Raw genomic sequence first — 12,807 nt, forward strand, 5'->3', positions numbered from 1 at the left:
TGATGGCAAGGGCGTATTCTGCCCCGGGATCCCGGTATCTGGCAAAGATGCCGCGTTTTATTATGCTCGGTCATGCTGCAAAACATGCATCAGTATTTGAACGGCGGGTGTCGATTCGATTTTCGACCGCTGCCGGATCACAGGAAAAAATGACGAAATGGACGGTGTGATGACTGGCCGGAATAGCTCTGTGGACGTTCCCGAAGGTGCAATTGCGATTGTGGGCATGTCGGCACACCTGCCGGGGGCGCCGGACGTGGCGACATACTGGACCAATCTGCGCGATGGCATCGAATCCATCCGCCATCTGACGGTCGAGGAGTTGACCGCGAATGGTGAAAGCCCGGCCCGGATGCGGCAGAAGAATTATGTCCCGTCGGCGTCGGTGCTGCAGGATTTCGAAAAGTTCGATGCCGAGTTCTTTGGCCTGTCGCCCAAGGAAGCCGCGATCATGGACCCCCAGCATCGCCAGTTCCTGGAATGCGCATGGGAAGCGCTGGAGAATGCCGGTCACACGCCCGAGGGCTTTGACGGTCCGATCGGCGTCTATGCCGGCTGCGGGATGGGTAGCTATTTCTATTTCAATGTCTGCTCGAACCCGGATCTGGTCAGGAACACCGGCATGTTCCTGTTGCGCCACACAGGGAACGACAAGGATTTCCTGTCCACCCGCGTCAGCCATATTTTCGATCTGAAAGGGCCCAGCCTGTCGATCCAGACGGCCTGTTCCACATCCCTGGTCGCGGTGCATCAGGCGGCGCAGTCGCTGCTGAACGGTGAATGCGACATGGCGCTGGCCGGTGGCGTGACCATCGAATTGCCGCATGCACGTGGCTATCTGTTCGAAGAGGGCGAGATCCTGTCCCCGGACGGGCACTGTCACGCCTTCGACCATCGCGCGCAAGGCACGGTGTTCGGATCGGGTGCGGGCTGCGTGGTGCTGCGCCGGCTTGAGGATGCGATCGCGGATGGCGATCATATCTGGGCCGTGGTGCGCGGCACCGCAATCAATAACGACGGTGCGGCCAAGGCCGGCTATCTTGCCCCGTCGGTCGAGGGTCAGTCGCGCGCGATTGCCGAGGCGCATGGCATCGCCGGCGTGACCGCCGACACGATCGGATATGTCGAATGCCATGGCACCGGCACCTATCTGGGCGACCCGATCGAGGTCGCGGCGTTGACCCAGGCTTTCGAGGAAACCACGCAGCAGCGCGGCTTCTGTGGCATCGGCAGCGTCAAGACCAATATCGGGCATACCGATACGGCGGCGGGTGTCGCCAGCCTGATCAAGGTCAGCATGGCACTGCATCACGGCCAGATCCCTCCCTCGCTGGGATACGAGGCACCGAACCCTGCCATCGATTTCGAGAATTCCCCGTTCAGGGTCAACGCGACGCTGAACGATTTCCCGCGCCTGAACGGCGCGCCGCGTCGCGCGGGGGTCAACAGCCTCGGCGTCGGGGGCACCAACGCCCATGCCGTCGTGGAAGAGGCCCCGCAGCGCGCCGCGTCCGAGGAAAGCGACTGGCCATTCCAGTTGCTGGTCCTGTCTGCGCGCAGCAAATCGGCGCTGGATCAGGCCAGCAGGAATCTGGCCGCGCATCTGCGCACCCATCCCGAACAGGATCTGGCCGATGTGGCATGGACGCTGAAGCAGGGCCGCCGCGCCTTTGAACATCGCCGCGTCCTGGTGGCGGGCAGCCATGCCGAGGCTGCCGAAAAGCTGGAAGAGGCCGATCCGCGCAAGGTCTTCACCCATCAGGAACTGCCCGAACAGCCCGAAACGGTGTTCATGTTTCCCGGCGGCGGCGCACAGTTCGCGGGCATGGCGCGCGATCTCTACGAGACCGAACCGGTCTTCCGCGAATGGATGGACAAGGGGCTGGATCATCTGGCACCGAAACTGGACTATGATCTGCGGGCGCTGTGGTTGCCCCAGCCTGATGGGATTGATGCGGCGACCGAACGGCTGAAGAAGCCTTCGGTCCAGTTGCCCCTGATCATGATTACCGAATACGCGCTGGCGCAGCTGTGGATGGATTGGGGCGTTCAGCCCGCCGCGTTGATCGGGCACTCGATGGGCGAAAATACCGCCGCCTGCCTGGCTGGCGTGATGTCGTTCGAGGATTGCATCGGGCTGGTGCATCTGCGCGGCCAGTTGTTCGACACGATCGCGCCCGGCGGGATGCTGTCGGTGCCGCTGTCGCAGGAAGGGCTGCAGGCCTATTGGGCCGACGATCTGGACATGGCGTCGGTGAACGCACCCGATCTGTGCGTCGTGTCCGGGCCGCAGGCGGCGCTTGACGCGCTGCAGGCAAAGCTGGCGGCCGACGAGATCGAGGCGCAGCGCATCCAGATCGACATCGCCGCCCACAGCCGAATGCTGGAACCGATCCTGACCCGGTTCGGCGATTATCTGCGGGCGATCACGCTGTCCGCCCCGCGCCTTCCGGTGATCTCGAACCGGACCGGCAAGCCGTTGACCGACGCCGAGGCGACCAGCCCTGATTACTGGGTCGCCCATCTTCGCAACACGGTCAATTTCGCCGATGGCATTTCGCACCTGATGGATCGCAAATGCCGCGTCTATGTCGAGATGGGACCGGGGCGCGCCCTGTCATCTTTGGCGCAGGCCAACGGCGTTCCGGCCAATCAGGTCGTGCCCGCCTTGCGTCATCCGCAACAGGACGTCCCCGACGATGAATTCTTCATCGCGACCGTGGGTCGTCTTTGGGCACTTGGGGTCAAGGTCGACTGGACTCCGATCTGGGGCGAGGCGCGGCGCGTTCGTGTGCCGCTGCCGACCTATCCGTTCCAGCGCGCCAGCTATTTCATCGAGCCGGGCCGCGCGGGCGCCCCGGTCGAGGAAGAGATGATCCAGCGGGTCGAGGGGATCGAGAACTGGGGCTGGCAGCCGCATTGGCGCCCCCGTGCCGCCGAGACCGAGATCGAGGCCGACGAACTGGATCAGGCGCCACAGCGCACATGGCTGGTCTTCGCGGACGAAGCCGGGCTGGCCGGACGCGCCATACGACGGCTTCGCGACGCCGGTCATAAGGTCATCGAGGTTCGTGCGGGCGATGTCTACGCCAGTGCCGGAGAAGACGCCTACACGATCTCGCCGGAACGCGGGCGCGAGGATTACGACCGCCTGATCCACGATCTGGTCGCGGCGGGTCTGGCGCCTCAGCGGATCGCGCATTTCTGGCTTGTGACGGCGGGCGAGACGTTCCGGCCGGGATCAAGTTTCTTCCATCGCAATCAGGAACAGGGGTTCTACAGCCTGATGTTCCTGGCCCAGGCGATCGCCGAGGAAAACCTGCCGCGTCCGATCCATCTGCTGGCCGTGACGAACGGCGCCGTGCAGGTGCGCGGCGAGACATTGCCCTATCCCGAGAAGGCGACGGTCGCCGGGCCGCTGCGGGTCATGCCGCGCGAATTGCCCGGCGTCACCTGCTCGGCCCTCGATCTGACGCTGCCCGAGGGGCGCCGCAACGACGCAGCATGGAATTCGCTGACGGATCATGTGCTGGAGGAAATGCTTGCCGATCCCGCGGACCTGTCGGCCGCACTGCGCGGCGACCGGCGGTATGAGATGGGCTGGCGGCATCTGAAACTGGCCGAGACTGCCGGCGACCTGCCGCAGGGTGCGGTGGTCATGCTGACCGGCGGTTATGGCGGGATCGGTCTGACCGTGGCCGAACGGCTTGCGCGCGACCGCGGCGCAAGGATCGCGCTGGTCGGGCGCCGCGCGCTGCCCGATCGCGACCAGTGGGACCGCATCCTGCGCAGCGCCGCACCGAACGACGTCATCGCGACGCGAATCCGCGGTGTTCAGGCGCTGGAGAGCGCCGGGGCCGAGGTGATCTGCCTGACCGCCGATGTCTGCAATCTTCAGGACATGCAGTCCGCGCGCGACGAGACGGTCATGCGTTTCGGGCGCATCGACGCCGTGATCCATGGCGCGGGCGTGGTGGATGACGCGCCGATTCTTGCCAAGACGCCGGGCAGCGCGGAAAATGTCTTCGCACCCAAGGTCCACGGCACAGAGGTGCTGGACAAGGTCTTTCCCGACGGTTCGGTCGGGCGGATCGTGGTGTTCAGTTCGACATCGACGGCCATCGCCCCGATCGGGCAGATCGACTATGTCGCCGCGAACGAGTTCCTGAATGCCTGGGCAAAGTCGCGCGCTGGCGGCAAGACCACAGTGACGGCGATCAACTGGGGTATCTGGTCGGGCGTCGGCATGGCTGCAGAGGCGCTGGCCGAACCAGAGCCCGCGCCGGTGACAGAGGCTGGCACTCCGCTGCTGGACAAGGCGACGTTCGACGCTGATGGCACGCGGATCTTCACGGCCGAGTTCACGACCCGGCAATGGCTTCTGGACGGTCACCGGACCAGGGACGGACAGGCGCTGGTTCCCGGCACGGGCTATCTGGATCTGATCGCCGAAGCGCTGCGCGCCAATGGCGAGCAGGGCGGGTTCGAAATCCGCGATCTGTATTTCTTTCGTCCGCTGGCGGTCGATGACGGCGCGACACGCAAGATGCGCCTGTCGCTGGCGCGCAATGACGAAGGCTATGCGGTCCAGATCCGCAGCGATGCCACCGCGGATGGACGCGAGGGATACGAGCTGAACGCACAGGCCCAGATAGGTTTTGACATCGACCCTGTTCAGGCAATTGATCTAAAAGAAATTTCAGCGCGTTGTTCAGGTGGTGTCGAGGTTGATCCCAAGGGTCTTGTCAGCCCGCAAGAGGCGCATCTGCGCTTTGGACCGCGCTGGCGGGTCCTGCGTCGCCGCGCCTATGGCGTGGGCGAGGGCCTGGCCGAACTGACGCTGCCCGACGCGTTCAGGGCCGAGCCTGCCCAAGGCTATCCGATCCATCCGGCGCTGATGGATCTGGCAACTGGTTGGGCCATGGGTCTGATCGAAGGATATCAGGCGAACCATCTGTGGGTGCCGGTCAGCTATGGCTCGGTTCGGGTCCATGCGCCGTTGACGGCCGAGATCCGCAGCTGGGTGCGCAACGCAGGCGATAATCGCAGTGGAAATCCGTTCGCGCGCTTCGATGTCACGCTGACGGATCCCGACGGCAAGGTTTTGATCGAAATTTCTGGCTTTACGATCCATCGCCTTGAAGGCGCTTTTGATTTCTCTGCCTCCAGCGGCAAGAGGGATGTGATTTTTCCCGATCAGCGTCAGTCTGATCGGAAGCTGTCTCAGGCCGAGGAACGTCTGCAGCACAACCTGTCCCAGGGCATTCGTCCAGAGGAAGGCGCCGAAGGTTTTGTCCGGGCGCTTGCGACCGGCAAGGCGCAGGTTGTGGTCTCTTCGATGCCATTGCCGCAGCTGATCGAACAGGCCGGGCAGGGCAGCGAGGAAATCGAAGAACGTCAGGGCTTTGAGCGTCCACAGCTCGACAGCGACTATGTCGAGCCGCGCAATGGCATCGAACGCACGCTGGTCGGATTCTGGCAGGAATTGCTGGGCGTGGGACAGGTGGGGGTCGAGGACAGTTTCTTCGATCTGGGCGGGCATTCTCTGATCGCCGTCCGGCTGTTCGCGATGATCCGCAAGACCTATTCCGTTGATTTCCCGATCTCTGTCCTGTTCGAAGCGCCGACGATTGCCGCCTGTGCCGCTATGATCGAGGAACGGATCGGACCTCAGGATGGCGAGGCGACCGATGCGCCGAAGAAGGCGCCGTCGCGGCGCTTTACGCATCTGGTGCCGATGCATCAGGGCGAGGGTGGGCCGAAGCGGCCGTTCTTCCTTGTCGCCGGCATGTTCGGCAACGTGCTGAACTTGCGGCATCTGGCACAGCTTCTGGGCGGCGACCGGCCGTTCTACGGGCTGCAGGCGCGGGGGTTGTTCGGCGAAGACAAGCCGCACGACAATTTTGTAGATGCGGCAACGGATTATGTCGCCGAGTTGAAGCAGGTTCAGGCCGAAGGCCCCTATCTTCTGGGCGGGTTCTCGGGCGGCGGGCTGATCGCATGGGAAATGGCCCGTCAGCTAGAGGCCGAGGGCGAAGAGGTCGCGTTGACGGTGCTGCTGGATACACCACTGCCGATGCGCCCGTGGCTCAGCCGTCAGGACAAGGCGCTGATCAAGCTGGCCGAACTGCGTCGCAAGGGGCCAGGCTATCTGGTTGAATGGATGAAAGCGCGCGCCGATTGGAAGCGGCAGCAGGCGGAACGTGCAAACGCCGCGCCCGAGGCTGCGAACCAGTTCCACAACACCGCCATCGAGGCGGCATTCCGCGCCGCGCTGCCGAATTACGACATGCAGCGGCGCGACGGTCGCGTGGTGCTGTTCCGTCCGCCGCTGGACCTGCACTGGCAGGTGTCAGGCGGGCGCTGGGTCAGTGCGGCCAAGGAATATGTCTTCCCTGACAACGACCTGACCCGGTTCGCGCCGGAATTGCAGGTGATCGAGGTTCCAGGCGATCACGACAGCATGGTGCTGGAACCGAATGTCCGGGTGATGGCGGCACGCATGCGCGAGGTGATTGCCGAGTCCGAGGCCGGGATCGCGCCACGCCTGGCGCAGGCGGCGGAGTAGATCATGGCCAGCGTTCTGACTGTCATCCTGAACTGGCGCACGCCCGACATGACCCTCCGCTCGGCCGAGGCGGCGATCCTGGCGATGGAGGGGATCAAGGGCGGCATCGTGATCGTCGACAACGACAGCGGCGACGGCTCGGAGGAGCGGCTGCGGGCGGCGGTCGCTGATCGCGGCTGGGATCGCGTCCGGGTCATCCAGTCGGGCCGCAACGGCGGCTTCGGTGCGGGCAACAATGTGGGAATACGCGCCGGACTGCAGGACGGCGCGCGACCGGACCATGTCTATCTTCTGAATTCGGACGCCTTTCCGGCAACGGACGCGATCCGCGTGTTGCTGGATCACATGCAGTCGCATCCCGAAACGGGAATGGCGGGCAGCTATATCCACGGCACAGACGACGCGCCGCATGTGACCTGCTTCCGCTTTCCCTCGGTGGCGTCCGAATTCGAGGGGGGCGCGCAGACCGGGCCGATCAGCCGCATCCTGCGTCACGCGATCATCCCGCAACCGATTCCCGATGGGACCACGCGGATGGATTGGGTCGCGGGCGCCAGCCTGATGATGCGGCAGGACATGCTGGACCGGATCGGTGCCTTCGATGAGGAATATTTCCTGTATTTCGAGGAAACCGATCTGTGTCTGCGTGCCGCGCGGGCAGGGTGGCACACCGATTACGTGCCGGCCAGCCGCGTCGCCCATATCGGGTCGGTCTCGACCGGAATGAAGGAATGGGGGCGCACGCCCGGCTACTGGTTCGACAGCCGATGGCGCTATTTCCGCAAGAATCACGGGCTGGGGACGGCAATCGCCGCGACGCTGGCGCAGACCGCCGGGTTGATGATCAACCGGCTGCGGGTCGCGCTTGGCAGTTCCCGCCGCACGGGCGGTCAGCGCTTCATGCGCGACCTGTTGGCCCACGACATACGCGCGCTGACGACGGGTATCCGGCCCGCCGTCCATCATCCTGACGAAGCTTCCGTCACCGAGAGGACGACATGACGCAATCAGCCCTTTTCATCGGCAACGAATCCCTGCTGATCCAGTGCGCCACCCAGTGGCGCGACCGCGGGCATTCGGTCAGCGCAATCCTGACCCGCGACCCGGCCATCCGCGACTGGGCCGAGGCGCAGGGCATTCGCGTGGCGGCCCAGGCGGACACCCGCGAGCCCGGCGATCTGGAATATGACTGGCTGTTCAGCGTCGCCAACCTGTCGCTGGTGCCGGATGCGCTGCTGACCCGCGCGGCCAAGGGCGCGATCAATTTCCACGACGGCCCCCTGCCGCGCCGGGCCGGGCTGAACACACCCGCCTGGGCAATCCTTCAGGGCGACACGCAGCATGGCATCACCTGGCACCTGATCGAGGGGGATATCGACGAGGGTGACATTCTTGAACAGCGGCTGTTCGACATTGCCCCCGACGATACCACGCTGACACTGAATACCCGCGCGTTCGAGGCCGCCATCGAAAGTTTCGGCGCGGTGATCGGGCAGGTCGAAAACGGTCTGAACCGGCAGAAACAGGATCTGTCACAGCGCGGCTATCACGCCCGCGCCGACAGGCCCGAAGCTGCGGCCCGGCTGGATTTCCACGGATCGCGCGAGGCGGCGTCGCGGCTGATCCGGGGTCTGGATCATGGCGATTATGCCAACCCGATTGCCCTGGCCAAGTTCGAGGTCGAGGGCCGGGTGATTGCCGTCGCGCATGTCGAGCCGGCCGAAGGCTATGGCGCGCCCGGCACGGTCACCGCAGCCTGCGCGCAGGGCGCGACGGTGATGTTCGCCGATGGCGCGTTGCGAGTGAACGGTCTGACCGCGCTGGACGGGGCCGAGTTCGATCCGTCCAGCCTGCAAGGCAAGGTTCTCGCGACCTCTGGCGATATGTCGAACCTGACACAGGCGATGGCGGCGGTCGTTGCCGGAGAGGGATACTGGCGAAAGGCGCTGAAATCCCTTGCGGCGGCGTCTGTTCCCTTGGCGATCAGTGGGAACGCGGCGGACGGCAAGGCGGATTGGCAGTCCCTGCCGGTCGAGGGCAGCGCAGGCGATCTTCTGGCGGCCACGGCCATGCTGGCAACGACGCTGTCGGGCGGCGAAGCGGTCGATCTGGCCCTGCACGATCCGGCCGCGCCGCGGGCGCCCGGATATCTGTCTGACTGGGTGCCGCTGCGCGCCCATGCCGATCCCGAAGTCACGACCGACGATCTGCGCCAACGGATGACTGCGTCGCTGGAGCGGGCGCGCCAGTATCCCGCCTTCGCGCTGGATCTGCCTCTGCGCGACCCGGCAATCGACACGCCGCAGCGCCCGCAGATCGGCGTCGCGGCGGCGGGCGAATCGCCTGTCCCGGGCACCGTGATCTCGGTGGCGCCGGAGAGCGGCCACCTGCATTACGATGCCTCGCGGATCGACGCGGCGTCGGCGCGCCTGCTTGCAGCACGCCTGGCGCATCTGACGGCGGCAGTCGGGCAGGGCGGGCGCGTGGGCGATGTGGCGCCGATGCCCGATGCCGAACACGACCAGGTCGTGAATGGCTGGAACAACACCGCGACCAACTTTCCCGACATCTGCATCCACCATGCGTTCGAGGCCCAGGTGGCGCGCACGCCGGGCGCGGTCGCGCTGACGGTCGAGGATCGCAGCCTGACCTATGCCGAACTGAACGAACGCGCCAACCGCGCGGCGCATGTGCTGCGCGGGATGGGGGTGAAGCCCGGCACGCTGGTCGGCATCTACACCGGACGCACCGAAAGCCTGCTGATCGGCACCCTGGCGATCATGAAGGCGGGGGGCGCCTACGTGCCGCTGGACCCCGCCTATCCGGCCGACCGGATCGCGCTGTATATCGAGGACAGCGGCTGTCCGGTGATCGTGACCGAGGCTGCGCTGTCGCAGAACCTGCCCTCGCACGGCGCGCAGCTTCTGGTGCTGGATCAGGACAGCCGGCTTCCCGAGGCGGAAACAGGCAATCCGGACAGTGGCGTGACGACCTCTGATCTGGCCTATCTGATTTATACGTCGGGTTCGACCGGCCGGCCGAAAGGCGTGATGCTGGAACATCGCAATGTCGCGAATTTCTTCACCGGGATGGATGACCGCATCCAGCACGACCCGGCTGGCGTCTGGCTGGCCGTCACGTCGCTGTCCTTCGATATCTCGGTGCTGGAACTGTTCTGGACGCTGGCGCGCGGTTTTCAGGTCGTGCTGATGGGCGATGCCGAACGCGCGCTGGTGTCGGGCGGCGCATCGGTCAGCGACAAGAAGATGGACTTCAGCCTGTTCTACTGGGGCAATGACGACGGCATCGGACGCGAGAAATATCAATTGCTGCTGGACGGCGCCAAGTTTGCTGACCAGCACGGCTTCTGCGCGGTCTGGACGCCGGAACGCCATTTCCACGCGTTCGGCGGCCCATACCCGAATCCGTCGGTGACCGGCGCGGCGGTTGCCGCCGTGACAAGGAATCTGGAGGTTCGGGCCGGATCCTGCGTCGCGCCGCTGCATCATCCGATCCGCATCGCCGAGGAATGGGCGGTGATCGACAACCTGACCAATGGCCGGACCGGGCTGGCCATCGCATCGGGCTGGCATCCCGAGGACTTTGTCCTGCGCCCCGAGAACTCTCCGCCGGAAAACAAGCCGGCGATGTATAAATCCATCGACATCCTGCGCCGTCTGTGGCGCGGCGAGAAGGTCGCCTTCCCGATGGCGGGCGGCAAGATGGTCGATGTCCTGACCCAGCCGCGTCCGGTGTCGGACGAAATCAATATCTGGGTGACGACGGCGGGCAATCCGCAGACGTGGAAAGAGGCCGGCGAGATGGGCGCCCATGTGCTGACCCACCTGCTTGGCCAGTCGATCGAAGAGGTCGGCGACAAGATCAAGATCTATCACAAGGCGCTGCGCGACAGCGGCCGCGATCCGTCCAAGTATCGCGTCACGCTGATGCTGCACAGCTATCTGGCAAAGGACCGCGAGACCGCGCGCGAGGTCGCGCGCCAGCCGATGAAGGATTACCTTGCCTCGGCCGCCGCGCTGGTCAAGCAATATGCTTGGGCCTTCCCTGCCTTCAAGAAGCCGCAAGGCGTCAACAACCCGATGCAGATCGACCTCGGCAGCCTCAGCGATGAGGAAAACGAGGCCATTCTGGACTTCGCGTTCCACCGCTATTTCGAGGATTCGGGTCTGTTCGGCACGATCGATGAGCTGCTGCCGCGCGTCGAACAGCTGAAAGAGATCGGCGTGACCGAGATCGCGGCGCTGATCGATTACGGCATCCCGCGCGAGCAGGTTCTGGAAGGTCTGAAGCCGCTGGCCGAATTGCTGGCGCGCGCAAATGCGGGCACCGCGCCCGCGCATGACGACTTCTCGATCGCGGCGCAGATTCGACGTCACGATGTGTCCCATCTGCAATGCACGCCCTCGATGGCGCGGATGATCGCGATGAACGATGACGCGCGCGCGGCGCTGGCCAGGGTGCGGCACCTGATGATCGGCGGCGAGGCACTGTCCGGGTCGCTGGTCTCCGATCTGAACCAGGCAAGCCATGCGGGCATCGAGAACATGTATGGTCCGACCGAAACGACGATCTGGTCCACGACCGCGACTGCCGACGCCGCCGAACCGATTGCCAGCATCGGCACGCCGATCGCCAACACCCAGGTTTATGTGCTGGACGAGGCCATGCAGCCGCTGCCGGTCGGTGCGCCGGGTGAATTGTGGATCGGCGGCGCAGGGGTGGCGCGCGGCTATTGGCAACGCGATGATCTGACTGACGAACGTTTCAAGCCCAACCCGTTCCACGCGGGCCGCATGTACCGGACCGGCGATCTGGTCCGCTGGAAGGCCGACGGAAGATTGGAGTTCCTTGGACGCGCCGATCATCAGGTGAAGATGCGCGGCTACCGGATCGAACTGGGCGAAATCGAGTCTGTCGCCGAAGGTTTTGCCGGTGTCCGTCAGGCGGTGGTCATGGCGCGCGAGGACCGGCCCGGCGATATGCGGCTGGTCGCTTATGTCACCGGCGACAGCTGGCTGGCGACCGATGCGCTGAGGGATCATCTGGCGCATGTCCTGCCGGCGCATATGGTGCCCGCCCATGTCGTGAAACTGCCGGAATTCCCGCTGACGCCGAACCGCAAGGTGGACCGCAAGGCACTGCCCGCCCCGGCCGACGCCACGGCGCCCGCAAACCAGACCTATGTGGCGCCCGAGGTCGGTGTGCAGGCGACGATCGCGCAGGTCTGGTCGCGCATCCTCAACCGGCCCCAGATCGGCGTGAAGGACAATTTCTTCGCGCTTGGCGGCCATTCACTGCTGGCCGTGCAGGCGCATCGAGAGATAAAGCAGGCACTGGGTGGCGGGGTGAAGCTGTCGATCACCGACATCTTCCAGTTCCCGACACTGGAGGCGCTTGCCGGGCATCTGGGCGAGGGAGATGCCGCGAACAGCGCCACCGAACCCGCCGCGGGGCCTGCGGGCGATGCGGGCACGCCCGAGGAGCGGGCAGCGGCACGGGCCAAGGCGATGTCGGATCGACGCGCGCTGCGGGCCGGGCGGCGGCAGGGCTAGGCCATGACAGGGCTGGCGCGCGTCATCGCGGGGCTTTTCCCCCACGGCGTCGGGTCGGCGGCCGTGACCATCGGTGCCGCGCCGCAGCCTTTGCGGGACGAACTGCGCGCTGTCGAGAACGCCGTGCCGCATCGCAGGCTCGAGTTTGCGGCGGGCCGGGCCGCGGCCCGCGCGGCGATGCGCGCCGCAGGGCTTGCCGAGGCGGCGATCCCTATGGATGATGATCGCGCGCCTATCTGGCCGTCCGGCATGGTCGGCAGCATCACCCATGCCGAAGACGTCGCGCTGGCTGCTGTGGCGTCACTGGATGTGGTCGCGGGCCTGGGCCTTGATGCGGAACCGGATGCGCCTCTGCCCGACGACGTCCTGTCGGAGATCTGCGACGGCGAGGAATGCGCCTGGATTGCCGGTCAGGCGCAGCCGTTGCGCTGGGCGAGGCTGATCTTCGTCGCGAAAGAAGCGGCGTTCAAGTGCCAGTATCCCGCCAGCAAGACGATCTTCGGCTTCGACGGGATGCGGATCGGGATCGATGTGGAACGCGGCGCGCTGACGGCGGCATTTCGGCGGGCCATCCCGCCGTTTTCCGAAGCCGAGGTGTTGCATGGACGCTTCGCCCGGTCGGCTGGTCTGGTCGTCGCTGGCTTCGTCCGGCAGCATGACTAGGAT

5 protein-coding genes are annotated in these 12,807 nt (G+C 65.3%); all 5 read left to right on the forward strand.

Translation table 11 applies throughout. The features are described from left to right. Positions 1 to 47: 47 nt before the first annotated feature. The 5 genes from J7359_RS20155 to J7359_RS09565 are packed head-to-tail and all read left to right on the forward strand — an operon-like array spanning position 48 to position 12,804. Positions 48 to 170 carry a hypothetical protein gene (locus J7359_RS20155; protein WP_280637497.1) on the forward strand — a complete coding sequence of 41 codons (123 nt, stop codon included), beginning with the start codon at positions 48 to 50 and terminating at the stop codon, positions 168 to 170. After that, on the forward strand, positions 170 to 6,568 hold the full coding sequence (locus J7359_RS09550) for a type I polyketide synthase (RefSeq protein ID WP_247740296.1): 6,399 nt from the start codon (positions 170 to 172) through the stop codon (positions 6,566 to 6,568). The genes J7359_RS20155 and J7359_RS09550 overlap by 1 nt, the downstream gene beginning before the upstream one ends. 3 nt (positions 6,569 to 6,571) lie before the next feature. After that, positions 6,572 to 7,570 carry a glycosyltransferase family 2 protein gene (locus J7359_RS09555; protein ID WP_209056409.1) on the forward strand — a complete coding sequence of 333 codons (999 nt, stop codon included), beginning with the start codon at positions 6,572 to 6,574 and terminating at the stop codon, positions 7,568 to 7,570. After that, the gene (locus tag J7359_RS09560; protein WP_209056410.1) at positions 7,567 to 12,141 is read left to right on the forward strand and encodes a MupA/Atu3671 family FMN-dependent luciferase-like monooxygenase; all 4,575 of its coding nucleotides are present in this window, start codon (positions 7,567 to 7,569) and stop codon (positions 12,139 to 12,141) included. The genes J7359_RS09555 and J7359_RS09560 overlap by 4 nt, the downstream gene beginning before the upstream one ends. 3 nt (positions 12,142 to 12,144) lie before the next feature. Further along, positions 12,145 to 12,804 carry a 4'-phosphopantetheinyl transferase superfamily protein gene (locus J7359_RS09565; protein WP_209056411.1) on the forward strand — a complete coding sequence of 220 codons (660 nt, stop codon included), beginning with the start codon at positions 12,145 to 12,147 and terminating at the stop codon, positions 12,802 to 12,804. Positions 12,805 to 12,807: the final 3 nt, after the last annotated feature.

Source organism: Paracoccus sp. R12_2, from assembly GCF_017744015.1.
Taxonomy (GTDB): Bacteria; Pseudomonadota; Alphaproteobacteria; order Rhodobacterales; family Rhodobacteraceae; genus Paracoccus.

Excerpts from the sequence above, each read along its gene's own strand:
- J7359_RS20155 (WP_280637497.1), top strand. The coding sequence starts at position 48 with ATGCCGCGTTTTATTATGCTCGGTCATGCTGCAAAACATGCATCAGTA.
- J7359_RS09550 (WP_247740296.1), top strand. The coding sequence starts at position 170 with ATGACTGGCCGGAATAGCTCTGTGGACGTTCCCGAAGGTGCAATTGCG.
- J7359_RS09555 (WP_209056409.1), top strand. The coding sequence starts at position 6,572 with ATGGCCAGCGTTCTGACTGTCATCCTGAACTGGCGCACGCCCGACATG.
- J7359_RS09560 (WP_209056410.1), top strand. The coding sequence starts at position 7,567 with ATGACGCAATCAGCCCTTTTCATCGGCAACGAATCCCTGCTGATCCAG.
- J7359_RS09565 (WP_209056411.1), top strand. The coding sequence starts at position 12,145 with ATGACAGGGCTGGCGCGCGTCATCGCGGGGCTTTTCCCCCACGGCGTC.